25 protein-coding genes are annotated in these 24,116 nt (G+C 61.4%); 10 read left to right on the top strand and 15 right to left on the bottom strand.

Annotated features, from left to right (window positions below):
- Nucleotides 1–2: 2 nt before the first annotated feature.
- From WAO69_RS14610 to WAO69_RS14595, 4 genes are all read left to right on the top strand, one after another.
- A complete protein-coding gene (locus tag WAO69_RS14610) occupies nucleotides 3–449 on the top strand; it encodes a hypothetical protein (protein ID WP_422180411.1) in 447 nt (148 codons plus the stop codon).
- A 116-nt stretch (nucleotides 450–565) separates the two neighbouring features.
- On the top strand, nucleotides 566–910 hold the full coding sequence (locus tag WAO69_RS14605; RefSeq protein WP_422180409.1) for a YbaB/EbfC family nucleoid-associated protein: 345 nt from the start codon (nucleotides 566–568) through the stop codon (nucleotides 908–910).
- A 64-nt stretch (nucleotides 911–974) separates the two neighbouring features.
- A complete protein-coding gene (recR, locus tag WAO69_RS14600; protein ID WP_422180407.1) occupies nucleotides 975–1,568 on the top strand; it encodes a recombination mediator RecR in 594 nt (197 codons plus the stop codon).
- Nucleotides 1,569–1,582: 14 nt separating this feature from the next.
- Complete coding sequence (locus tag WAO69_RS14595) at nucleotides 1,583–1,987, top strand: hypothetical protein (protein WP_422180405.1); 405 nt, start codon at nucleotides 1,583–1,585, stop codon at nucleotides 1,985–1,987.
- 59 nt (nucleotides 1,988–2,046) lie between these two features.
- On the opposite strand, the gene WAO69_RS14590 is transcribed toward WAO69_RS14595, so the two are convergent.
- Nucleotides 2,047–3,210, bottom strand: a complete 1,164-nt coding sequence (locus WAO69_RS14590) for a type III PLP-dependent enzyme (RefSeq protein ID WP_422180403.1) — start codon at nucleotides 3,208–3,210, stop codon at nucleotides 2,047–2,049.
- 217 nt (nucleotides 3,211–3,427) lie between these two features.
- On the opposite strand from WAO69_RS14590, the gene WAO69_RS14585 reads away from it, so the two are divergent.
- Entirely contained in the window at nucleotides 3,428–4,369 is a 942-nt protein-coding gene (locus tag WAO69_RS14585; protein WP_422180401.1) for an alpha/beta fold hydrolase, read from the top strand.
- A 98-nt stretch (nucleotides 4,370–4,467) separates the two neighbouring features.
- On the opposite strand, the gene WAO69_RS14580 is transcribed toward WAO69_RS14585, so the two are convergent.
- Nucleotides 4,468–5,229: a DUF1013 domain-containing protein gene (locus tag WAO69_RS14580; RefSeq protein ID WP_422180399.1), complete on the bottom strand. Its 762-nt coding sequence runs from the start codon at nucleotides 5,227–5,229 to the stop codon at nucleotides 4,468–4,470.
- 126 nt (nucleotides 5,230–5,355) lie between these two features.
- Between WAO69_RS14580 and WAO69_RS14575 the strand changes: the two genes are divergently transcribed.
- Nucleotides 5,356–6,000 (top strand): ribonuclease T2 family protein, encoded by a 645-nt coding sequence (locus WAO69_RS14575; RefSeq protein WP_422180397.1) that lies wholly within the window; start codon nucleotides 5,356–5,358, stop codon nucleotides 5,998–6,000.
- Here WAO69_RS14575 and WAO69_RS14570 read toward each other — a convergent pair.
- The 3 genes from WAO69_RS14570 to WAO69_RS14560 form a co-directional block, all read right to left on the bottom strand.
- On the bottom strand, nucleotides 5,997–6,971 hold the full coding sequence (locus tag WAO69_RS14570) for a quinone oxidoreductase family protein (RefSeq protein WP_422180395.1): 975 nt from the start codon (nucleotides 6,969–6,971) through the stop codon (nucleotides 5,997–5,999). The two genes, WAO69_RS14575 and WAO69_RS14570, sit on opposite strands and share 4 nt — an antisense overlap.
- A gap of 42 nt (nucleotides 6,972–7,013) precedes the next feature.
- The gene (locus tag WAO69_RS14565; RefSeq protein ID WP_422180393.1) at nucleotides 7,014–8,003 is read right to left on the bottom strand and encodes an NAD(P)H-quinone oxidoreductase; all 990 of its coding nucleotides are present in this window, start codon (nucleotides 8,001–8,003) and stop codon (nucleotides 7,014–7,016) included.
- Between the two features lie 193 nt (nucleotides 8,004–8,196).
- Entirely contained in the window at nucleotides 8,197–8,883 is a 687-nt protein-coding gene (locus WAO69_RS14560; RefSeq protein WP_422180391.1) for a COQ9 family protein, read from the bottom strand.
- Between the two features lie 112 nt (nucleotides 8,884–8,995).
- On the opposite strand from WAO69_RS14560, the gene rpsU reads away from it, so the two are divergent.
- Nucleotides 8,996–9,202: a 30S ribosomal protein S21 gene (rpsU, locus tag WAO69_RS14555; protein ID WP_422180389.1), complete on the top strand. Its 207-nt coding sequence runs from the start codon at nucleotides 8,996–8,998 to the stop codon at nucleotides 9,200–9,202.
- Nucleotides 9,203–9,566: 364 nt separating this feature from the next.
- Here rpsU and WAO69_RS14550 read toward each other — a convergent pair whose 3' ends face one another.
- The gene (locus tag WAO69_RS14550; RefSeq protein ID WP_422180387.1) at nucleotides 9,567–9,779 is read right to left on the bottom strand and encodes a hypothetical protein; all 213 of its coding nucleotides are present in this window, start codon (nucleotides 9,777–9,779) and stop codon (nucleotides 9,567–9,569) included.
- Between the two features lie 151 nt (nucleotides 9,780–9,930).
- On the opposite strand from WAO69_RS14550, the gene WAO69_RS14545 reads away from it, so the two are divergent.
- Nucleotides 9,931–10,506, top strand: a complete 576-nt coding sequence (locus tag WAO69_RS14545) for an outer membrane protein (RefSeq protein WP_422180385.1) — start codon at nucleotides 9,931–9,933, stop codon at nucleotides 10,504–10,506.
- A gap of 259 nt (nucleotides 10,507–10,765) precedes the next feature.
- Here the strand turns inward: WAO69_RS14545 and WAO69_RS14540 are convergent, their stop codons facing one another.
- The gene (locus WAO69_RS14540; protein WP_422180383.1) at nucleotides 10,766–11,050 is read right to left on the bottom strand and encodes a hypothetical protein; all 285 of its coding nucleotides are present in this window, start codon (nucleotides 11,048–11,050) and stop codon (nucleotides 10,766–10,768) included.
- A 280-nt stretch (nucleotides 11,051–11,330) separates the two neighbouring features.
- Here WAO69_RS14540 and yghU point away from each other — a divergent pair, with 280 nt between their 5' ends.
- The gene (gene yghU / locus WAO69_RS14535) at nucleotides 11,331–12,203 is read left to right on the top strand and encodes a glutathione-dependent disulfide-bond oxidoreductase (RefSeq protein ID WP_422180381.1); all 873 of its coding nucleotides are present in this window, start codon (nucleotides 11,331–11,333) and stop codon (nucleotides 12,201–12,203) included.
- Between the two features lie 86 nt (nucleotides 12,204–12,289).
- Here yghU and WAO69_RS14530 read toward each other — a convergent pair whose 3' ends face one another.
- From WAO69_RS14530 to WAO69_RS14515, 4 genes are all read right to left on the bottom strand, one after another.
- Nucleotides 12,290–13,849: an acyl-CoA synthetase gene (locus tag WAO69_RS14530; RefSeq protein WP_422180378.1), complete on the bottom strand. Its 1,560-nt coding sequence runs from the start codon at nucleotides 13,847–13,849 to the stop codon at nucleotides 12,290–12,292.
- Nucleotides 13,850–13,944: 95 nt separating this feature from the next.
- Nucleotides 13,945–15,204, bottom strand: coding sequence for an MFS transporter (locus WAO69_RS14525; RefSeq protein ID WP_422180376.1), 1,260 nt, complete (start codon nucleotides 15,202–15,204; stop codon nucleotides 13,945–13,947).
- Between the two features lie 168 nt (nucleotides 15,205–15,372).
- Nucleotides 15,373–16,965, bottom strand: a complete 1,593-nt coding sequence (locus WAO69_RS14520) for a GMC family oxidoreductase (protein WP_422180374.1) — start codon at nucleotides 16,963–16,965, stop codon at nucleotides 15,373–15,375.
- Between the two features lie 67 nt (nucleotides 16,966–17,032).
- A complete protein-coding gene (locus WAO69_RS14515) occupies nucleotides 17,033–17,491 on the bottom strand; it encodes an Lrp/AsnC family transcriptional regulator (protein ID WP_422180372.1) in 459 nt (152 codons plus the stop codon).
- A 136-nt stretch (nucleotides 17,492–17,627) separates the two neighbouring features.
- Between WAO69_RS14515 and ald the strand changes: the two genes are divergently transcribed.
- A complete protein-coding gene (gene ald, locus WAO69_RS14510; protein WP_422180370.1) occupies nucleotides 17,628–18,746 on the top strand; it encodes an alanine dehydrogenase in 1,119 nt (372 codons plus the stop codon).
- Nucleotides 18,747–18,849: 103 nt separating this feature from the next.
- Here the strand turns inward: ald and mscL are convergent, their stop codons facing one another.
- The 4 genes from mscL to pheT form a co-directional block, all read right to left on the bottom strand.
- Nucleotides 18,850–19,296 (bottom strand): large conductance mechanosensitive channel protein MscL, encoded by a 447-nt coding sequence (gene mscL, locus WAO69_RS14505; protein WP_422180368.1) that lies wholly within the window; start codon nucleotides 19,294–19,296, stop codon nucleotides 18,850–18,852.
- 200 nt (nucleotides 19,297–19,496) lie between these two features.
- Nucleotides 19,497–21,119: a GMC family oxidoreductase gene (locus WAO69_RS14500; protein WP_422180366.1), complete on the bottom strand. Its 1,623-nt coding sequence runs from the start codon at nucleotides 21,117–21,119 to the stop codon at nucleotides 19,497–19,499.
- Nucleotides 21,120–21,199: 80 nt separating this feature from the next.
- Nucleotides 21,200–21,649, bottom strand: a complete 450-nt coding sequence (locus WAO69_RS14495) for a YtoQ family protein (RefSeq protein WP_422180364.1) — start codon at nucleotides 21,647–21,649, stop codon at nucleotides 21,200–21,202.
- Nucleotides 21,650–21,705: 56 nt separating this feature from the next.
- Nucleotides 21,706–24,102: a phenylalanine--tRNA ligase subunit beta gene (pheT, locus tag WAO69_RS14490; RefSeq protein WP_422180446.1), complete on the bottom strand. Its 2,397-nt coding sequence runs from the start codon at nucleotides 24,100–24,102 to the stop codon at nucleotides 21,706–21,708.
- Nucleotides 24,103–24,116 lie beyond the last annotated feature (14 nt).

Genomic DNA, 24,116 nt, shown 5'->3' with positions numbered 1-24,116 from the left:
AAATGCCCGCCAAACCATCCCCCGCCAGCGTCGCGCTGAAACTCGGTGGCAGCCTGCGTCGATCACATCTGCGCTACCTGATCCCGCTTTTCGTTCTGTCGCCGAACTCTGCACTTGCCCAAAGCTGCGCCGTGATGCGCCCGGACTGGATACCGGGCACGGAAGTCAGCGCAGTGTCCGAAGCGATCTTGCTGTTCTCGAACCCGATCGTGCTGATCCTGCTTTTGGCCAGCGCAGTAGCCATCCGTTTCAAGTCGAAATGGGGCGCATTGGTGCTGGTTGTGCTTTGGACGGTCATCACCTCTGTGCTGGCGTTTACCGATTTTGGCGGTCGCGCCGCAGGTATCGCCGAAGGCTGTGTCGGCTCGGCGTCATTGTTCATTGCCGTGGTGGCCGCGCTGAGCGTGGCGATGATCCTCTATACCTCGCCGAAATCAGACCCCCGTTGAGGCACGCGCCCCGAAGCGACGGGTGGTCCCGGATGCGGATCCGGTGACAGGCCGGGCTTGTGCCGACAGACGCAGGCCCGTATCTAAACAGCAACTCACAACAGGAGAATTCCGAAATGCTCAAAGGACTAGGCGGCCTCGGTGATATGGCCGGGATGATGAAAAAAGCCCAGGAAATGCAAACCAAGATGGCCGAGATGCAGGACAATCTGCACAACATCATGGTGACTGGCGAAGCAGGTGCCGGCCTTGTCAAAGCCACGGCCACGGCCAAGGGCGATCTGAAGGCGCTGGATATCGATCCGTCGATCTTCAACGGTGATGACAAGGAAGTCGTCGAGGACCTGATTCTTGCCGCGATCAAGGATGCCCAGACCAAAGCCGCCGAACGGGCACAGGAAGAAATGGGCAAGCTGACCGAAGGTCTGGGCCTGCCAAAGGACATCAAGCTTCCGTTCTGAACATACCCAAGAGGAGCGGAGTCGCGGGGTTGCACAGAATACCGGCAGGCCGCGCAGGAAACCCATGAGCAGCAACACCGATATCGACGCGCTGATCGAGCTGATGGCCAAACTGCCCGGCCTCGGCCCGCGTTCGGCGCGGCGCGCGGTGCTGCATCTGATCCGCAAACGGGCCTTGATGCTGATTCCACTGGCCGATCTGATGCAAACCGTTGCGGCGACCGCGCGGGAATGCCTCAACTGCGGAAATATCGGCACCGGCGACATCTGCGATATCTGCAAGGACGACAGGCGCGCCACCGGCGAGCTGTGCGTTGTCGAAGACGTGGCAGACCTCTGGGCCATGGAGCGCGCGCGGGTCTTCAAGGGCCGATACCATGTGCTGGGCGGCACATTGTCGGCCCTGGATGCCGTCGGCCCGGATGAATTGCGCATCCCCCGCCTGCGGGACCGCGTCGCGACAGAAGGGATCACCGAAGTCATCCTTGCGCTGAATGCAACTGTGGATGGGCTGACCACGGCGCATTACATCGCCGATCAGTTGAATGGTCAGTGTCGCCTCACGTCTCTGGCGCAGGGCGTACCCATCGGTGGCGAACTTGACTACCTTGATGATGGCACGATCAGCGCCGCCCTGCGCGCGCGCAAGGACTTGTGACACGGGCTGAGACCATGACCGCCCTGCGCGCAGGGCTTTCATATTTTGCGCTGATCTTTGCTGCAGGCTTTATGCTTGGCACGCTGCGCGTGCTGGTGCTGGAACCCGCCCTTGGCCGCCAGATCGCGGTTGTGATCGAACTGCCGGTCATGCTGGCTTTGTCCTGGTGGGCGGCCGGTTTTCTGACCCGCGGAAAGGACAGGCTTGGCACGCCGACCGCGCGCCTGAAAATGGGCGCGACCGGGTTCGTGTTGCTGATTGCCGGGGAAATCGGGCTGACCCTCATACTGGGGGGAACACTGTCATCCTTCGCCTCGGAGCTTTTTACCCCGCCGGGGCTGACAGGTCTGAGCGGACAGGTGGTGTTCGCCCTGACGCCATGGCTGCGTCTGCTCATCACGCGCCGCCAGACCGGCTGATCCCGGTCATTTCAGCCTCCGTCGCCTGCCCCTCCCAAAGCAGGCGACGTGCCTTCAACTCACAGAACGATGACGTCCAGTGGTGGAAAGCCATTGAAGCCCACAGAGGCATAGGTCGTGGTGTAGGCTCCGCAGTTGCGGATCACGATCCTGTCCCCGGCGCGCAGGTTCAGCGGCAGATTCACCGGGCGCTTTTCGTAAAGCACATCGGCACTGTCACAGGACGGGCCTGCCAGGATGCAGGGGCCCGTATCCCCTCCGTCATGGGCGGTATCAAAGCGATAGCGGATCGCCTCATCCATGGTTTCCGCCAGCCCCGAGAACTTGCCAATGTCCAGATAGACCCAGCGATGCAGATCATCGTCCGATTTGCGCGACACCAGCAGAACTTCGGCGGCAATATGTCCGGCCTCTGCCACCATCCCGCGCCCCGGCTCGGCCATCACGTCGATCCCGCTAAAACGCGCGCGCACCTGCGCCATGACCCCGGCCGCATAGGCCCGTGGCGCTTCGACCGGCTGGTCGTAAAACGCCGGGAACCCACCACCAATATTGAGCAGCGTCAGATCGTGACCTGACGCGCGCGCGCGGTCCCAAAGCTGTACCATCTGGTCCAGAACCGGGGCCCAGAATGCCGACTCGCGGGTCTGGCTTCCCACATGAAACGACAGCCCCACGGGACGCAGCCCCAAGGCGACGGACATGTCCAGCAACTCGGGCAGCATCGAGGGCGCGCATCCGAATTTGCGTGACAGCGGCCAGTCTGCCAGCTGGCTTTCCACCAGCACGCGCAGATAGACCTGAGCACCCGGCGCATGCGCTGCGATCTTCTCAAGCTCGGCAGCGGCATCCGCCGCGAACAGGCGCACACCCATTGCCCAGGCAAAGGCGATATCGCTGGGTTTTTTCACCGTGTTGCCAAAGGAAATCTTTTCCGGGCGGGCACCTTGGGCCAGGCACAGCTCGATCTCGGCGCGGCTTGCGGCATCAAAGCCAGACCCGCGCTGGACCAGCAGGCGGATGATCTCGGGTGCCGGGTTGGCTTTGACCGCATAGTGAATATGCGCATCGGCCAGACCCGCACTGAGCGCGTCATACTGCTCGCCAACCCGAGCGCTATCGATCACCAGCGTCGGGCGCTCAAAGCTGTTCTGAGCGATGTAATCAAGGGCAGAGTCACGGGAAGGCACCGCGCTGAAAGCGCCGCCAGCAAAAGCGTTCATGGTCATCTCCAAAAGAACCGCCCATCAAAGGGTAGGGTTAAACAATCAGAGACGTTACCGTCGCTACATAAACGCGAAGACCGAAGGCTTGGCCAGAGGCGCGTGCGTTGGCGTCTGTGAGGCGCCATTTGGGCTCAAACGATGAGTCGTGCAAGAGTTAATTTCAACGTGATGAAAAATTTGCAACGCCGGCCAACAAGCGTCATTTTGATCACAGATGGCAGACCCGTTTCACCCAGAGCTGATCGTGCAAAACGCGCCCCTGGCACCCGGTTTTTTCGACGGGTTCCAGGAGCGATTGATCGCGCTCGACCAAGGCGAAATATTCTGCCGCATCGCCGGCTCGGGTCCGCCCCTGCTCCTGCTTCATGGCTATCCGCAAACCAGTGCCATGTGGCACCGCCTGGCACCTGCCCTTGCGCAGGAGTTCACGGTGATCGCAGCCGATCTGCGTGGCTATGGCCGGTCGTTCAAACCCGAAAGCACTCCTGATCACGCCCCCTATTCCAAACGCGCCATGGCAACCGACATGGTCGAGGTGATGGCAGCCCTTGGATACCCGCGCTTTGTGATCGGTGCCCATGATCGCGGCGCGCGCGTGGCCCATCGCCTTGCCGCCGATCACCCCGAACGGGTCGCCGCGCTCGCCATTCTGGATATCGCACCCACGCGTGAGATGTACGCGCAAGCAGGCACCGCCTTTGCCACGGCCTATTGGCACTGGTACTGGCTGATCCAGCCCGCGCCCTTTCCCGAAAAGCTGATCCAGGCCGACCCGGATTGGTTCTGGTGCAAGAAATGCTGTTCGGGCTTGGCAGGCGCGACGCCCTTCGCCAGACAGGCGCTGGAGGAATATCTTTCTGCCTTCCGCGACCCTGCCAGCATACATGCCACATGCGAAGACTACAGGGCCGCGGCCAGCATGGATATCGCGCAGGATGATGCGGACCCGTCAAAGCTCAGCATGCCCCTTCTTGCCCTCTGGGGCCGGAACGGCGCGATCGAGGCGCATTTTGACTGTCTTGCGCTCTGGCGCTTGCGGGCAAGCAAGGTGGACGGACACGCATTGCCCGGAGGGCACTACCTTGCCGAAGAATGCCCCGAGCAGGTGCTGTCCGAGTGGTTGCCGTTCTTGCGGACCCACGCAGCCGCTGTTTGAGCGACACAGGCCGGATCACACATGATACCGCGCGGTCACAAAAAACCCCGGCGCTGCCACTGGCAGGCCGGGGTCAAACCGGTCAATGAACCGACAGGTCAAATGTCGTCATCATCCTCGTCATCATGCCTGCCACCCTTGGGCAGGTTAAAGAGGCTCTCAGCATCCGCAATCGCCGCTTCAGGCTCGGGCTCATAGTCGGTCGAGCCACTCAACGTGAAGGTTTCCAGCCCTTCGATCGCGCTTGGAATCTTGGGTTCCGTATCCATGCCAAGGCTCTGCTCGGTCGAGACCAGCATGCGGCGTTCGTCATCGCTCATGACCACGCCTTCCTTGGCTTTCTTGGCCGCGGCCTTCTGCACGGCCGCATCCAGCTCGGATTGTTTGCACAGGCCCAGAGCCACAGGATCGATCGGCTGAATGTTCGAGATGTTCCAATGCGTGCGTTCGCGGATCGCCTGGATCGTCGGCTTGGTCGTCCCGACCAGCTTCGAGATCTGGGCATCCGTCAGCTCGGGATGGAACTTGACCAGCCAGAGGATCGATGCAGGGCGGTCCTGACGCTTGGACAGGGGCGTATAGCGCGGACCGCGACGCTTTTCCTCACCAACAGCCGATGCATTGAACTTCAGCTTGAGAACATGAAGAGGATCGGCCTCGGCCGCATCAATCTCGTCCTGCGTAAGCTGGTTGTTGGCGATCGGGTCAAACCCTTTCACGCCAACGGCAACATCGCCATCGGCAATGCCCTGGATCTCCAGCTCATGCATTTCGACGAAATCCGCGATCTGTTTGAAACTCAGAGTCGTGTTGTCCACCAGCCAAACAGCAGTTGCCTTGGCCATCAACGGTTTTGCCATGTCGCGTCTCCTTTGCGCAAATCTCTCCCGTCGCCTGGAATTGGCTGTCCTGCGAGGCAGAACGGTTTCCATTGTCGGGGAACTTGGCCGCTGTATAGTCAGCCAGACGCCAGAAGGAAAGAGAGAATGCGCGCCGCGGTACTGACACTCTGGGCAAGCCTGTTGATCGCCCTGCCCCTTGGCGGGCGCGCGGATGATACCGCGGGGCAGTTCGACTACTATGTGCTGGCGCTCAGCTGGTCACCCAACTGGTGCGCCCTTGAAGGTGACGCGCGCGGCTCGGATCAATGCGACGCGCGCCACGATCACGGCTGGATCCTGCATGGGCTCTGGCCTCAATATCACCGCGGCTGGCCGGCCTTCTGCCAAACCGCCGAGCGCCCGCCCCCCCGCGCCATGACGGCAGCGATGGCCGATATCATGGGCACCGCCGGTCTTGCCTGGTACCAGTGGAAAAAGCACGGCAGCTGCTCGGGACTGTCGGCGGCGGAATACTATGCCCTGTCACGCGAAGCCTACGGTCGGGTCACCCGCCCCGAAATCTTCCGCCGGCTTGATCGCACCGTAAAACTCCCGGCCTCTGTCGTCGAAGAGGCGTTCCTCAAGGAAAACACCGGGATGGAACCAGACGGCATCACCATCACCTGCAAAGACGGGCACATACAAGAGGCCCGCCTCTGCTTGTCACGTGATCTCGACCCGGTCCCTTGCGGACAGGACGTGGTGCGCGACTGCACCCTCAGGGATGCGGTGTTCACCCCGGTGCGTTAAGGCAAAAGCACCGTCGATCCGGTGGTCTGACGCCCTTCCAAGGCGCGATGCGCGTCGGCCACCTGATCCAGCGCAAAACGCTGATCTATGCGGATCGTCACATCCCCTTTCAGCACCTTGTCAAACAGATGCCGCGCCATCGCCTGGCAATCCTCGTGCTTGGCAATATGCGTGAACAGCGTCGGACGGGTGACCTTCAACGAGCCCTTCCCCCCCAGAATACCCAGGTTGAACGGTGCCACCGGGCCGGATGCGTTGCCAAAGGAAATCAACATCCCCAGAGGCTTGAGGCAATCCAGAGACCCGTCGAACGTATCCGCACCAACGGCATCCATCACCACATCAACGCCCGCACCATCGGTGAGTTCGCGCACCCGCGCGACAAAATCCTCACTGCGATAATTGATGCAATGCGTGGCACCATGTTCCAGTGCCAACCGGCATTTCTCGTCCGTTCCCGCCGTCCCGATCAGCGTGATCCCTTCCGAGCGCGCCCATTGGCAGGCGATCAGGCCAACACCACCGGCGGCTGCATGAAACAGAACCGTATCTCCGGCTTTCAAGGGGGTCGTGCGGTGAAACAGATATTCCACCGTCATCCCCTTGAGCATCATCGCCGCCGCGGTCTCCAGGGCGATCCCGTCCGGCACCGGGCAGACCTGCGCGGCGGGCATCACGCGCGCCTCGCAGTAAGCTCCCGGAGGGGTCGCCGCATAGGCCGCGCGATCCCCTGCCTTCAGATGGGTCACACCGTCCCCCACGGCCTCGACGATCCCCGCGGCTTCCATGCCAAGGGCATGGGGAAACTGCATCGGATACAGGCCGCTGCGCTGATAGACATCGATATAGTTCAGCCCCACGGCTTCATGGCGAATCCGAAGCTCGCCGGGCCCCGGCTCTCCAACCTCACGATCCACCAGCTTGAACGCCTCCGGCCCACCGGCCGCTTCAATGATTGCTGTCTTGGCCATTCTCGCTCTCCCCTGCTTCTTTCTGGTTCAAAATACCCAAATTCACCCGCCAGCCACTTCGAGAACGATCTTCCCGATATGACCCGAACCTTCCATGCGCGCATGCGCCGCTGACGCCTCGGCCAGCGGGAACTCGGAATCCATGATCGGGCGCACCCGTCCCGCCTCCAGCAGAGGCCAGACCGCCTCGCGCAGATCCTGCGCAATACGCGCCTTGGCCAGGTCCGACTGGGGCCGCAATGTACTGCCCGTCATTGTCAGGCGGCGCATCATCAGCTGGGCAAAGTTCAACTCGACCTTGGGCCCCTGCAGGAATGCGATCTGCACCAGCCGCCCGTCATCGGCCAGGGCATTGATATTGCGCGGGATATAGTCTGCGCCAACCATATCGAGGATCAGATCGGCACCGCCCTCGGCCTTCAGCACCTCGACGAAATCCTCATCACGGTAATTGATGGCCCGCTCGGCCCCGAGCGCCAGGCAGGCGGCGCATTTTTCATCCGACCCGGCGGTGACGAACACACGCGCACCGAAGGCATGGGCCAGTTGAATCGCCGTGGTGCCGATGCCGCTGGATCCGCCATGGATCAGGAACCGCTCTCCGGCTTTCAGACCGCCCCGGGTGAACACGTTGGAAAACACGGTGAAGCAGGTCTCGGGCAGACAGGCCGCCTCTTTCAGCGACAGGCCCTTGGGCACCGGCAGACAATGGCTGGCCGTTGTCGCCACATATTCGGCATATCCTCCACCGGGCAGAAGCGCGCAGACATGATCGCCCACCGCCCAGTCCGAGACGCCGGCCCCGAGGGCGACGATCTCGCCCGCGGCCTCGAGACCCGGCAGATCACTGGCCCCCGGTGGGGGCGCATAGGCCCCTGCGCGTTGCAACGCATCGGGTCGGTTCACCCCGGCCCAGGCCACCTTGATGACCACCTGGCCGAATGCCGGCTTTGGAATCGGGCGCCGGGTCAGCTGCAAAACATCCGGTCCACCCGGTTTGGTGATTTCGACGGCGTGCATCATCTCGGTCATGTCATGTTCCTTATCTTCCGGCTCTGCGTATCACCGTAAAACCCGCACGAAAAGCACCCTGTGCGGTTATGCGAATATCTCTGCATTGTCGCTCTATCGGTGATGAAACGGCCCAATCCCCGGCCAAGCTCAGAGCTGGCCTGCCAAGCGGGCTCGAAACTGTCCCGACCGGGCAAGATGCGCGGCAGATGATTCAGTCGCGCGGCGCGGCCCAGCTTCCGGGCAAGTCGGATGGCGGCCTGCGCCCCGGTGCCTTGACCCGACTCGCCAGCCAGGTCGGACCGGCCAGTATCTTCGAGAGAACCGGCGATTTGCGCACCTGCGCCTTGATCTGTTCGATCTGCATCACGTTGTCGATCCGGCGATCCAGAAAGTCCCAGGTCGCCTGATGATCCACGCTGTCATCGCCCAGCCAGTACAGCACCGTCGAAGAATACACCCCCGACAGGGTGGCCCGTTTAGTGTACCAGTTTATGTCATCCGAACTGTCACCAAGAGCTGTCCAGATGGCATCGCACGTGCCCCAGATCAGCTTGGCCCCCTCGGGCGCATGATGGGGCAGCGAGAACAGCGTTGTGCCCCGTCGCACCGCTTCCTTGTCGTCGATGGCCTGCAGACGAAACCGCACAGCCGCCGCGATCTTGTCGCGAAACCGCATGCCCGACATGTCTTCGGTGGCGATGCGTTCCAGCATCCAGGCATCACCGCGCTTGTGATAGGCCACCGCAAGATCCAGCGCGCCGCGCGGGCACGCAGCGCGGGCGGCGGTCATGTCCGCGCCCAGATCCGCCACAGCCGCACGAAACGCCGCCTCGGACCAGCCGTCGAACGGGACATGCATCAGCGCCGCGTCCAAAAGCTGTGTTTTCAGTTCGGTCATGTCTGGCTCCAATTTCTGCAACGCGTCATACTAGACAACATAGGGGACCTTTGCTATACGGCCACTTCCTGCAAATCCTTGCAACCCAACTTAGAAAGGTGGTGAAAACCACATGCAGGTTAGTGTTCGCGACAACAATGTCGATCAGGCCCTTCGGGCTCTGAAGAAAAAGCTGCAGCGTGAAGGCGTCTTCCGCGAAATGAAGCTCAAGCAACATTTCGAGAAGCCGTCCGTGAAGAAAGCACGCGAGAAAGCCGAAGCGGTTCGGCGTGCCCGCAAGCTGGCTCGCAAAAAAGCGCAACGCGAAGGGATGATGTAAGTCACCTTTCCCGGCTTTGCCGACACGAAAACAGATCGACCCCCGAGGCCTTGCCTGCGGGGGTTTTTCTTTGCGGTTTGGAAGGCGTGGCGTCTGCGTGTCGCGGTTTGGGTAAGCCCGTCACCTCCCTCAGAGGTGTCAAATGGCAGATGGGTCAACGAGGTCAGCTTTCGCCAACCAAGGTTTATCGCGCGAAGCGCGGCGGCGCTAATCTGGATCAACGCGCAAAACTGCCAGCATGGTAAGCAAAGAACAAGTTGAGGGCGATTTGGCTGATCGCCCTCAGGAGTCTTTCCTGAGCACAACGCATAGAGGTCAGAATGAGAAACTACTTTCCCTCGATGCCAGAAGGGTCCGCACGCGTTTACAGCGTGATCGCCGGTGGTGCGGCCACGGCCAAAGACCATGAATCCGCCACCCCGGCACCGCCCGGAGCGACGGCGCCCGATACGATCCAGTGCCGGTTTGGCGGCTTTCCGCACAAAGCGTCTTGGAGAACCAGCTCGTCCATATCCATGCCGACGCAGAGATAACCGCGACCTACGACATTCCTGTCCTCGATCGCTGCAAACGGCACGAGATGTTGCAGCTTTGATTTCAAAGATCAGCCACGTCCTGGCCCCGCCTTGGACGTTCGAGAGCCAGGATCAAATCGCCTTTCGAAATGGGGCCACCAAACGGAGATGAAAATGAGAAATCTTTTGAGTACAGCCGCTGTTTTCACAGCGATGGTAACGACAACAGCCCCGGCATTTGCCGGCAATCTGAACGAGGCTGTGGTTGAACCTGCGCCTGCTGTGGCGGTAGCGGCACCCGTCCGAACCGGTGGCGACTGGACCGGTTTTTATGCGGGTGGTCAGTTTGGATACTTGGACGTGACAGGCAAAAGTCTTGCGACTGGCACCGATGGCGATGACTACACCTACGGTGTGCATGCAGGTTACAACTATGACTTTGGCCTCTGGGTGATCGGTGCCGAGCTTGACTATGATTGGACAATCACCGACCTGGTGGCCGCTGGTGTAACGGTCGGGTCACTCGATTCCGTCTGGCGCGCCAAGCTGCGTGGTGGTTACGATTTCGGCAACACGCTTCTCTATGCCACAGTCGGTTATGCTGAACTCGACTCGTCATTGGGTGGTGCATCGGGCGATTTCTGGGGTCTTGGTCTATCCTACAAACTGACAGATCAGTTCATATTGAGCGGCGAATACCTGATGCACAGCTTTGATGACATTGGCAACGCAGCCGGTGTGGATGCGGATGCGGATACCTTCACGATCCGTGCATCCTATCAATTCTGATTTGGATTTCTGACGTAACGGGCCTGGCAGAGTTCAACCTCTCTGCCGGGCTTTTCGTCAAACTGCGGCGCTACCTTAACCTCGCCAACAGTCGATACGGCCAGCCCGCCTGCCTGGCTTGGTGATTGGCTGACCGGCACCCTGGCCCAGAGGGCGCGACAGCGCAGGGTTTGCACTCCGGTTTTGACGGCAGCGCCAAGAAACGTCCGGCTGGCAGACCGGGCGTTTGCGCCCTTCGCATGCGAAAATCGCTGGCCGCTCAGCCCTGCGCGAATACGCCGCCGGCGGCAGTGGAACTCATGGTCATGGGCAAATCGTCAGCCGCCTTGGCCCGGATTTCCGCGATCCTGTCTTGGGCCGCATTTGCAGCGGCTTCGTCCGCGTATTCGGTTATGACGCTGAAGCTGTGGCCGCCCGTACGGACCATCTGCACCCGCGAAGCACCGACACCCATGATGAGCGGGACGAACTTGTCTCGCGCGATAGCTTCCAGTTCATCATTCCACTCAGTCGTGGTCCAATTCGAGATACTCGAATAAGTCATCAGTTCCTCCGATTTTTATTGTTGTAAGGTCAGCTACAATAGCAGGCCCGGCTTGGATGGCGCTGACCCAGATCAGCCAGGCACTGCGACACCTGCTTTGGCCCCGAACACGCCATTGCGTCTGATGCGGTTTCGCGCAAACAGGCTTGGCCGGGCTTCTGTGCAGCCGGTGACTGTCGCATTTTTCTGCCCGAAAGGATTGTCCCGCGTCGTCACGCCTACACTTCCCGGCGCAAGGCTTTATGTTGCCATCCAACGCAAGCCCTTAAGGAACACCAAAATGAGCGATACATACACGCCCCCCAAAGTCTGGACATGGGATCAAAGCAGCGGCGGCAGGTTCGCCTCGATCAACCGTCCCATTGCGGGCGCGACCAGCGAGAAAGAGCTGTCGGTCGGCAAACACCCACTTCAGCTTTATTCGCTGGCCACGCCCAACGGGGTCAAGGTGACCGTGATGCTGGAAGAGCTTCTGGCGCTGGGACATGGCGGCGCGGAATACGACGCCTGGCTGATCAATATTGGCGATGGAGATCAGTTCGGCTCGGGGTTTGTGGCGGCCAATCCAAACTCCAAGATCCCGGCGTTGATGGATCATTCGACCACGCCGCCCACCCGCGTGTTCGAAAGCGGTTCGATCCTGCTTTATCTGGCCGAGAAGTTCGGAGCCTTCCTGCCTGTAGATCAACCGGCGCGCACCGAATGCATGAACTGGTTGTTCTGGCAGATGGGCAGCGCGCCCTATCTGGGCGGCGGCTTTGGTCATTTCTATGCCTATGCTCCGGAAAAATGGGAGTATCCGATCAACCGCTTTGCGATGGAAACCAAGCGCCAGCTTGACGTTCTTGACCGGCACCTGGCCGAAAACCGGATGATGGCTGGGGATGAATATTCGATCGCGGATATGGCGATCTGGGCCTGGTATGGCCAGCTGGTGCTGGGTCGTCTTTATGAGGCGGCCGAATTCCTTGACGTGAAAAGCTATGAGAATGTCATGCGCTGGGCCAAGGAGATCGATGCCCGCCCCGCCGTCAGCCGGGGCCGGATGGTGAACCGTGCCTTTGGCGAGTTGCACACGCAGCTGCGCGAGCGCCATGACGCGTCGGACTTTGAGACCCGCACGCAAGACAAGCTGGAAGGCGACGCATCCTGACACCGGATCCGGGCGGTTTTCCCGGATGACCGCCCTCCCCTGCACCTGCGATTTTTCCAAAAATCGCGGGTGTTGAGGGCCAAGACCTAGGAAATCTGGCGCGACTGCCCCTCCCAGAACGGTTTGCGCAATTCGGTCTTGAGCACCTTGTTCGCCCCTGACAGCGGGAATGGCTGGGTGCGAAACTCGATGCTGCGCGGGCATTTGTAACCTGCGATCAGCGTGTGACAATGCGCCTGCAACGCCTCGGCCGTCACCTCGGCACCGGGGTGCAGGATGACGATGGCGTGCACGCTTTCGCCCCATTGATCGCTTGGAATGCCGATGACCGCGCTGGTTGCCACGGCGGGGTGTTGACCAATCGCATTCTCGACCTCGGCGGAATAGACATTCTCTCCGCCCGACACGATCATGTCCTTCACCCGGTCCATCAGAAAAACAAACCCGTCCGCGTCCATGTAGCCTGCATCGCCGGTCAGAACCCAACCGTTGCGGATCGTCTCGGCCGTCGCCTCGGGCTTGTTCCAATAGCCCAGCATCGTGATCGGCCCCTTGACTGCGATCTGGCCAACCTCACCGCGCGGCAGCTCGACGCAGTTTTCGTCGACCACGCGGATCTCACAGACCCGCGTCGGTCGCCCTGCGGCGCGCAGCTTGCCTGCCTTTGGCCCGTCCAGAACATGATAATCCGTGGGCAGGAAGGTCGCGACCGGGCTCAGCTCGGTCTGCCCGAAGGCCTGAATGAACGAGACGTTGGGGAATTTCTCGAACGCATCGATCAATACCGCTTCGGTGACCGGGGAGGCACCATAGGCAATCTGGCGCAAGGACGAGATATCGGTGCTGGCCAGCTTGTCGCTCTGCAACACCATTTGCAACATGACCGGCACCAGCAAGGTCTGGCGCGGGCGATGGGACTCGATCGCGGCCAGCGTCCCATCAGGCGTGAACATCGGGATCACCACATGGGTACCTGCCATGAAGGTGATCGCACTGAACCAGATCAGATCCGCGATATGGAACATCGGGGCGGCGTGCAGATAGATCTCGCCGTCCTTCATGTTCAGCTCATGCGCATTGGAAATCCCGCCGACATAGAAATTCGTATGCGACAGCATCACGCCCTTGGGAAAGCCCGTGGTCCCGCCGGTGTAAAAGATGCCCGCCAGATCATCGCCACCGCGCCCTGCATCCTCGACCCCCTCGGCGGCGGCCAGAATCTCTTCGTAATTCAGCATGGCTTCGGGCGTGTCTCCATCACCGCAATAGATCAGCGTTTTCAGCCCCGCGACCTGAGATTTCACGTCAAGTGCAATGCCCTTGAAGGCCTCATCCACGATCAGGATCTCTGCTCCGGCATCGCTGAGCGCATAGGCGCATTCCGGCGCTGCCCAGCGAATGTTCATCGGCATCATCGCACCGCCGCCCCAGACGACCGCAAAGAAATACTCGATGAACCGGTCGGAATTCAGCGACAGCAAGGCCACGCGATCCCCCGGCTTCATTCCAAGTGCCTGAAGTGCGCCTGCCAGCCGCGCAACCCGGTCCAGCATCTGGCTCCAGCTTTGCTGGCGATCCTGAAAGATCGTTGCGACCCCGTTCGGATTTATCTGAGCGGCCCGTCTGAGCATGGCGGATATCTGCATGGAGAAGACCCTTTCGCGATTGTCCTGTCTCAATGTCGATATAGGAGCGTTCCGCCTTGGGCTGTCAACTGCGCGACCGGTGCCGCGATTGCCTGTCAGCTTTCTGCGGTTTTGGCCAGGTTTGCCATTGGGTCCGGGTCAGCATCGAGCGGTTTCAGGCGTGACGCCCCCAGACGCGGATGCAGTTGCCCCGCAAGCCCCCAGGCCAGAAGACAGGCGACCCCGGTGGCGGCAAAGATGCCCGAGATCGGCGCGACCAGCAGAACCAGCCATGCGATCCCCGGTGTGGCGATCCCGGAAACATCGCGGAACGAGGAATAGATCGCCGACATCTCGGTACGCTCGGAGGGTTTCACCGCCATCAGAAACGGCAGCCCGCCACAGATATCCAGCAGGATCAGAAAGAAGCTTGCGACAAACAAAGCGGCAATCGCAGGCCATGGCGCAATCTCTCCGACACCGGCGAAGGTGAACAGGACGGCGCAGGCCAGAAAGCCGATCCTGACCGAATAGCGGATCGAACTGGCCTGAATGAAGCGCAACATCACCGGCGACAGGAACAAGGCCGCGTTGGTGATCGACAACAACACGCCGCCCAGTTGTTCGCCAAAGCCGTTTTCAACGGCGAAGATCGGCAGATAGACGACATAGGCCCACCACCCGCAAGACCGGATCACCGCAAACAGCCAGCCCGCCACCAGCCGCGGTTGCTGGAAGAACCGGCCCAGAAAGGCAATCGGATTGGGCGGAGGTGCCTTGGCCCGCGTGATCAGCTTGCCATTGCCAAGCCGCAGATAGAGGAACACGACAAGCATGATCGCCGCTGAAAAGGCCGAGACGAGAAACGGGGCCGGGGGCCACCAGGTCCAGAGAGACACGCCCAGAACCGGGCCGACCGTCCAGCCCGCCGCCGAATAGACCATGCGCAGGGTTTCGCATTTCCCCAGTTCGATCCGGGCGATGTAGTCCAGAACATAGGCGTTGAAACACACGAAGGTGGTCACCGTCGCCATCGAGTTCAACAGCAGCGCCAGAACCAGCGTTTCGGGGGTTCCGATCATGGCGCATGTGCAGCCGGTGACAAATCCCAAAGCGCCGAACGAATAAAGCCAGCGCCGGGGCACATAGCGCGCCAGAAACGGGATCAGCAATCCGGTGATCAGGGACAGGATGCCGATGATGAAATAGATGAAACTGATCCGGGCGGCGTCCTGAAGCGCTTGGTACATGGCGACGGGAAAGACCGAAATCAGCATCCCCCGGGTGATCGCTTCGAACCCGGCCATAGTGGCAAAACCCCTTACAGAGGGGGCGGGCGCATGGCGCAGCCATTCGGGGATACGACGTTCAAACATATTGGGTCGCCAGATACTTCGGGGGCACTCTTACGCGGCTTTGATTGCCGGTCCACTCAACGCGCGGCACGCAAAGTGCGAATGCGACACGGGTTTATTGCCAAGCGGTGAGGGGCAGGGTTGCGCTCTGGCGCGGTTCAGCGCGCACCGGCGAGCGTGGCAAGCATGCTAGCCGCGCGCATCCTCAAGGATCATGTCCGAGGCCTTTTCGGCAATCATGATCGTCGGTGAGTTGGTGTTGCCGCTGGTGATGCGCGGCATCACGCTTGCATCAACCACGCGCAGCCCGCCCAGCCCCTTCAGTCGCAAGGCAGCGTCCAGCGGAGCGCCATCATCCATGCCCATCCGCACTGTGCAGGTCGGATGGAAGATCGTCGTGCCGATATCTCCTGCGGCCTGCGTCAGCGCCTCGTCGCTGTCTCCCACCGGGCCGGGCAGGATCTCTTGCGGGGCGTAGCGCTGCATCGCGCCTTGCGCCATGATCGCGCGGGCCTGACGGATGGCCTGAACCGCGACACGGCGGTCGGCGGGATGTTCGAGGTAGTTCGGAGAAATGTCGGGGGCCTCGCGCGGGTCGCGCGACGTGATGCGCACTGACCCACGGCTTTGCGGGCGCAGGTTGCACACACTGGCGGTGATGGCGGGAAAATCATGCAGCGGCTGGCCGAAGGCATCCAGCGACAGCGGCTGAACATGATATTGCAGATCCGGCGTGTCGACATCCTGAGACGAGCGCGCAAAGGCCCCCAGCTGCGAGGGTGACATCGACATCGGCCCCGAGCGCGTCAGCGCGTATTCCAATCCGATGCGCGCCTTGCCCCAGAAGGAATTCGCCAGGGTGTTGAGCGTCTTTGCCCCCGTCAGGCGCCACGCGCAGCGCAGTTGCAGATGATCCTGCAGGTTCTGGCCGATGGCGGGACAGTCACGGATCACGTCGATACCCAGATCCCGCAGATGTTCTGGATCGCCGATCCCGGAGAGCTGCAGCAGTTGCGGGCTGCCGATCGCTCCGGCGCAGAGGATCACCTCGCGTCTTGCCCGCGCCGTCTTGCGGTTGTTCCCGACGTGGTCATATTCGACCCCGACCGCGCGGCCTTGCTCGATGATCACCCGACGGGCCAGGGCCTGTGTTTCGACCTTGAGACCCGGTGCCCTGGCCGTGCGCAAGAACGCCTTGGCGGTGTTCATCCGCCAGCCGTTCTTCTGGTTCACACGGAAATATCCGACACCCTCGTTGTCGCCGGTGTTGAAATCCCTGGTTGCGGGCAGACCCCAGGCCTGTGCGGCATCTGCCCAATGGTCCAGAACGTCCCAGTGCAGGCGCTGGTTGTCCACGCGCCACTCACCTCCGGCACCATGCATCTCGGATGGGCCGTCGACGTAATCCTCGGACTTCATGAAATAGGGCAGCACGTCGTCCCAGCCCCAGCCGGTCAGACCCATCTGCCGCCACCCGTCGTAATCCGCCGCCTGCCCCCTGATATAGAGCATCCCGTTGATCGACGAGCACCCACCCAGAACCTTGCCGCGCGGATAGAGCAGAGAGCGCCCGTTCAGACCCGATTGGGCCGTGGTGCGAAACATCCAGTCGGTGCGCGGATTGCCGATGCAATAGAGATAGCCCATCGGGATATGCACCCAATGATACCGGTCCGCGCCGCCAAATTCGAGCAGCAGCACCTTGTGCCCCGCTTCTCCCAACCGCTTGGCCAGAACGCAGCCCGCGCTGCCCGCACCGACGATGATGTAATCCCAATCCATGCCCGGACATTCGTTGACGCGGCCGGACTGTGCAAGCCGGTAAAGCGATCCGGGCGGCAGGCGGCGCTCAGACCGGCAGGGCCGTGGTCTTGAATACCGTGCGCAAGGCAAAGGACGACTGCATCTGGGCCACACCGGGCAGGCGCGACAGGTGCTGGCGATGGATGCGGGCGAAATCATCGGTATTCTCGGCCACGATCTTCAGAATGTAATCCGCCGCCCCCGCCATGAGGTGACATTCCAGAACATCCGGTATCCGTGCCACTGCCTTTTCGAAGGCATCCAGAACTTCGTCGGTCTGACCCTGCAACGTGATCTCGACGAAAACGGTTGTCGGCACCCGCATCTTGCGCGCATCCAGCAGCGCCACATAGTCGCGAATATAGCCATCCGCCTCGAGCCGCTGCACGCGCCGATGGCAGGCCGAGGGGGAGAGGTTCACCTGATCGGACAGCTCGGCATTGGACATCCGCCCGCTTTTCTGCAGAGCAGCCAGAATCCGACGATCTATGGCATCAAGGCTCATACGCGCACATCCTTTGCGTTCAAATGCAGAAACTTCGAATTTTCTTTCAATATGTCAACCTTCTGCAGTGCACAATATCAAGCACATTGCACATTCATTTCGCCATGCTGGGGCCAGCCCAAGGAGGACATGCGTCATGAAAATCGGTTGCCCCACAGAGATCAAACCCCAGGAGTTCCGCGTCGGCCTGACACCCAACGCCGCCCGCGAAGCCACCGCACATGGCCATACCGTTCTTGTTCAGGCCGGTGCCGGGGCAGGGGCGGGCTTTGACGATGCCGCCTATGTCGAGGCTGGTGCCCGGATCATCGACACGGCTGCGGAAATCTTTGCCAGCGCGGATATGATCGTGAAGGTGAAAGAGCCTCAGTCCGTTGAACGCAAGATGCTGCGCGAGGGGCAGGTCCTGTTCACCTATCTCCACCTGGCCCCCGACCCCGAGCAGACCCGCGACCTGATCGCCTCGGGTTGCACGGCGATTGCCTATGAAACCGTGACCGACGCGCAGGGCGGCCTGCCCCTTCTTGCGCCCATGTCCGAGGTTGCCGGCCGCCTTGCCCCGCAGGTCGGTGCCTGGACGCTGCAAAAGGCCAATGGCGGGCGCGGCGTTCTGATGGGCGGCGTACCCGGCGTTGGCCCGGCCCGCGTTCTGGTGATCGGCGGCGGTGTGGTCGGCACCCATGCGGCGCGCATCGCGGCAGGCATGGGCGCTGAGGTAGCCGTTCTAGACCGGTCCCTGCCCCGCTTGCGCTATCTTGACGATGTGTTCGGACAACAGTTCCGCACGGGCTATTCCTCGGCCGGGTTGCTGGCGGAACATCTGGGAAGTGCCGATATGGTCATTGGTGCCGTGCTGATCCCCGGTGCCGAAGCGCCAAAGCTGGTGAAACGGGCGCAGTTTGCGGACATGAAGCCCGGGGCCGCGCTTGTGGATGTGGCGATTGATCAGGGCGGCTGCTTTGAGACATCGCGCGCCACCACCCATGCCGATCCGATCTATGAGGTGGATGGGATCATGCATTATTGCGTGGCCAACATGCCGGGGGCCGTGGCGCGCACCTCGACCATTGCTTTGGGCAATGCGACGATGCCCTTCATGCTGGCTCTGGCTGACAAGGGCTGGCGTGCGGCCTGCGAGGCAGATCCGCATCTTCTGAACGGTCTGAACGTACATGCCGGAAAGCTGACCTATTATGCGGTCGGCAAGGCGCTTGGCATTGACGTGATGTCACCCACTCTGGCCCTGAAGGCCTGACAAAAGGGACGGTCACACCGGCGCGGCGCGGCGCATCTGCGCGCGGCTCAGACCGGATAGGTCAGGTCACAGAAGGCCCGCGCATCCACGGGCCTTCAAGCGATCAGGATGCGTTCTGACGCTGCATCGCATCGCGGATTTCCATCAGGATATCCAGCTCGGTCGGGCCGGCGGGTGCTTCTGGGGCGGCGGCGGCTTCTTCCTTGGCCAGGGCCGCGTCTTTCACGCGGTTAACCATCTTGACGAGCATGAACACCACGAATGCGATGATCAGAAAGTTGATCACAGCCATGATGAACGCCCCATACGCAAAGATCGACGCTCCCGCTTCGCGCGCGGCGTCCAGGCTGGCTCCAGCAGGCACTTCGCCACCAAGAACAGCATAGTTATTGGTGAAATCGACGCCGCCGCTGACCAGTCCGATCAACGGGTTGATCAGGTCACCCACCAGAGATGTGACGATCGCGGTGAAGGCCGCACCGATGATGATGCCGACGGCCATGTCCATGACATTGCCTTTGGCGATAAAATCCTTGAACTCTTGAATCATGCCATTTCCCTTACATTTGGCTACTCGGACTGCGCGGTTCTTGTTCTATGCGCAGCCCGATACTCGTTAACATATGAGCTAACCCAGCGCCGACTGTTTTTTTGAGAGCCTGCGCGGTGCGTTGCGGACAGGCATCTGTCGCGCTCAAAGACGGGACAGACCTGTGAGGCCCATCGCCTCCCGCAATCGCAAGAACAGGTCTAGGCCGGGGTCTGGCCAAGGGTCGATCCGCGCATCCCGGCTGCGATCTTTTCGGCCATCATGATCGTCGGAGCATTGGTGTTTCCCCCGATCAGGCGGGGCATCAGCGAGGCATCGACAACACGCAGGTTCTGCACACCGTGCACACGCCCCCGGGGGTCGGTCACGGACATCTCATCCCGCCCCATCGCACAGGTTCCGACCGGGTGATAGATCGTGTCGGCGCGATTGCGGATATCGGCCTCGAGCCCGGCGTCACTGCCGTCATGCGGATAAAGCCGCTTGGCGCGCCACGGGTTCAGGGGTTCGCCCTGCAGGATCGTCTCCATTCTGCGCGCACCTGTCATCAGCAGGTCAAGATCGCGCGGATCAGACAGATAGCCCGGATCAATGCGCGGCGGCTTGTCCGGGCGCGCCGAGTGCAACCCGACATGGCCGCGACTGTGCGGGCGCAAGACGCAGACATGGCAGGAATAGCCGAACTTGAGATGAATCTTGCGCATATGGTCATCCACGATGCCCACCACGAAATGCAACTGAAGATCTGGCTTGTCCACTTCCGGTGCGGATTTCAGGAACGCGCCCCCTTCGGCAAATGGTGAGGCGAACAGGCCCGAGCCATCCTTGCGCCAACGCAACCCGGCCCGCGCAAGGTTTGCCAGCCCCTTTGGTCCAAGCCCGACAACGTCGTCGCGTTTCGAATGATAGGTCAGGATATAGTCCAGATGATCCTGCAGGTTCTGCCCCACGCCGGGCAATTCATGCACCACATTGATCTTGTGAGCCGCCAGTTCTTCGCGCGGACCGATCCCCGAAAGCAGCAGCATATGCGGAGAACCGAAAGCCCCGGCCGACAGGATCACCTCGCGGTTGGCCTCGACGATCATCCGCTTGCCCTTGTGCTGGATTTCAACGCCTGTCGCGCGTGTGCCGTCCATGACCACACGGCGCGCCTGGGTCTTGGTCATGATCATCAGGTTCGAGCGCTTCATTGCCCCAAAAAGATAAGCCTCGGCCGCAGAACATCTTTCGCCTTTGCGGGCACCCTTGTGGAATTGGGTCACCTGATAAAGACCCACCCCCTCTTGTTCGGGGCCATTGAAATCCGTGGTCTGGCGGATCTGCTGCCGGGTCGCGGCCTCGACAAATGCATGGGTGATCGGGCGGGGCTCGGATTGTTCGGCCACCTGCAAGGGGCCATCATCGCCATGCAGCGCATCGCCCCCCCGCACATTGCCTTCAGAGGCTTTGAAATAGGGCAGAACGCTCTGCCAGTCCCACCCATCGCAGCCAAGATTGGCCCATTCGTCATAATCCGACGGATGTCCGCGCACATAGAGCATCGCGTTGATCGCACTGGAGCCGCCCAGCGCCTTGCCGCGTGGCTGAAACCCGCGCCGCCCGTTCAGCCCCGGTTGGGGTTCGGTGTGAAAGGCCCAGTTGTTGATCTTGGGTCGCCCCGAGATCATGCCCGCCACCAGAGCCGGCGCACGGATGAACAGGTCACGACCGCTGCCGCCTGCTTCGATCAGGCAGACGCTGACCGTCGGATCCTCGCTCAGACGCGCGGCCATCACACAGCCCGACGATCCTCCGCCGACAATCACATAGTCGAATGCCATGTCCTCAGCCCCCCTGTCCCCTGCTGCACGCTAGGGCCTGCAGGGCGGATCGGGCAAGAGTTTCGTGACAACAAATGGTATCAGGCGGGAAGCTGCCCGGTCAGGACATAGCGCAGAACCTGCACCACCTGTGCCGGCTCCTGAGCCACGGCCAATGCGGCGGCATGCACTTCCTTGAGCGCATGCTGATGCTCGGGCGGATTGAGCACGATCAGCGATTTTCCAAGCGCAGCGGCATAGCCCGCGTCGAATGCGGCATTCCACTGCTTGTACTTGTCGCCGAAACGGACCACGACGATATCGGCATCCGACAGCCCCTTGCGTGTGCGGATCGCGTTGACCATCGCGCCCTTGTGGTCATGCCAGAACTTGTCGGGTTCCTGCCCCAGAATGGTGACACCGCAATCATCACTGGCCTCGTGATCCGTCACAGGGCTGTTGAAGGTGACATCCAGCCCCTTGGCGCCTTCAATGATCTGCTCACGCCAATCCGTGTGAATTTCTCCTGAGAGATATACGCTGAGTGTCATCTTTCGTCCTTCCTGCATGTTCAAACCGAGGTGGGCGCGACCGGAAAACCCTTCGCTCAGCCTCTGAGCGTACCGCCCGTGGCCTTGGCCACCTTGTCGACGATCTTTGCGCTCACAGCTTCGATATCGGCCTCTTTCAAGGTGGCATCACGGGGTTGCAGACGCACGGTCACGGCGATGGATTTCTTGCCCTTTCCCAGACTGCCGCCAATGAATTCGTCAAACACGCGCACGTCCTCGATCAGCGCCTTGTCGGCCCCTGCGGCGGCATTCACCAGCGTCAGCGCCTCGACACCGGCATCCACCACAAAGGCGAAGTCGCGTTCCACCGCCTGCAGATCGCTGATGTCGAGCGCGGGGCGCGTGGCACCGGATTTGCGCGGCATCGGCACTTCGTCTGGCCAGATGGTAAAGGCCATGGCGGGCCCTTTGATGTCCATCGCGCTCAGGATCTTCGGGTGCAACTCACCGAAAATGCCAAGCACCTTCTTGGGGCCAAGGCAGATCTTGCCGTGACGCCCCGGGTGCCACCATGCTTCGGCGTCGCGCAGGATCTGCACCTTGGCAGGTGCGCCGATGGCGGCCAGAACCGCTTCGGCATCCGCCTTGACGTCAAACACATCCACACCGCGCGATGATCCGTGCACATCCTTGGCAGCGGTGCGCCCCACCAGCAGGCCGGTCACGAGATTATGCTGTTCGCCCGGCTCGCCGCCATGGAAGGCAGGACCGACTTCGAACAGGGCCAGATCCATGAATCCCCGCGCCTGGTTGCGGGCCGCCGCCTGCAAGAGACCCGGCAACAGAGCCGGGCGCATATGGCTCATCTCGGACGAGATCGGGTTTTCCAGCATCGTCGCATCATCACCGCCGCCAAACAGAGCAGCCGAGGCCTGATCGATGAAGGAATAGGTCACGCATTCATTATATCCCAGCGCCGCACAGGTCCGGCGCGCTGCCGCCTCGCGCAGTTGTTTGGGCGTCATGACCGGTTTGGGCACGCCATCGGTCAGCCGCGGCAGCGGGCGGCCTTTCAGCTTGGTCAGCGATGCGATGCGCGCGACTTCCTCGACCAGATCCGCGTCGCCCTGCACGTCCGGCCGCCAGCTTGGCACATGGGCAAGCGAGCCTTCCAGCCGAAAGCCCAGCGCCGTGAGCGTCTGGCGCTGTTCGCTTTCGGGAATATCCATGCCGACAAGGGATTGCACCCGCGCCGGGTCCAGTTTGAAAGCACGGGCGTGATCGGGCACCGCACCGGCGATCACGACCTCGGATGCTTCGCCGCCGCACAGATCAAGGATCATCTGGGTTGCCGCTTCCAGTCCGGGCAATGTGAACTCGGGATCCACGCCGCGCTCGAACCGGTAGCGCGCGTCGGAATTGATCCTGAGCGCGCGCCCGGCCAATGCGATCTGGACATGATCCCAATAGGCGCTTTCGAGGAAGACGTTGACCGTCTCGTCGCTGACCCCGGTGGGATCGCCCCCCATGATACCGGCGATGCTTTCGGGTCCGCTCTCATCCGAGATCACCATCATTCCGGGCTGGAACGTGTATTCCTTGTCATCCAGAGCCAGAAGGGTCTCCCCACCCAACGCGCGGTGGATGCGCAGCCCGCCCTTGACCTTGTCCGCGTCAAACACGTGCAGGGGGCGGTTCTGATCATAGGTGAAGAAGTTGGTGATATCGACCAGCGCCGAGATCGGCCGCAACCCGATCGCGCGCAGTTGATCCTGCAGCCACTGCGGAGAATGCCCGTTCTTCACACCCCGGATCACACGGCCCGCGAACAGGGGGCAGCCATCCAGCGTATCCTCGTCGATCTGCACCGAAATCGGGCAGGCGAAGCTGCCGGGGACCGGCGTGATCTCGACCGGTTTCAGCCGGCCCAGGCCGCGTGCCGCCAGATCCCGCGCGATCCCTGCCACGGCCAGCGCATCGGGGCGGTTGGGGGTGATCGCAATCTCGATCACCGGGTCCACCTTGGACGGATCATTTTCCGCCAGCCAGTCGATGAACCGATCGCCGACCTCGCCCGAGGGCAGTTCGATGATGCCGTCATGTTCCTCGGACAGCTCCATCTCGCGTTCGGAAGCCATCATGCCAAAGCTTTCGATGCCGCGGATCTTGCCCACGCCAATGGTGGTATCAATGCCCGGCACGTAAACGCCCGGCTTGGCCACGACCACGGTAATGCCTGCGCGCGCATTGGGCGCACCGCAGATGATCTGCTTGGTGCCTTCATCGGTTGCGACCTGGCAGACGCGCAAACGGTCCGCATCCGGATGCGGTTCGGCGCTCAGCACCTTGCCGATGACAAATTCTGAAAGACGCGCGGCGGGGTTCGAGATCTCTTCGACCTCGAGTCCCAGATCGGTCAATGCCTCGGCAATCTCATCGACGCTTGCGGTCGTATCGAGATGGTCTTTCAGCCAGGAAAACGTGAACTTCATCGGCGCGGCCTTTG

It is taken from the genome of Aestuariivita sp. (assembly GCF_049276915.1).
Taxonomy (GTDB): Bacteria; Pseudomonadota; Alphaproteobacteria; order Rhodobacterales; family Rhodobacteraceae; genus Aestuariivita.
The sequence above is the reverse complement of the archived record's forward strand: the minus strand, read 5'-3'. Positions and strand labels throughout refer to the sequence as shown.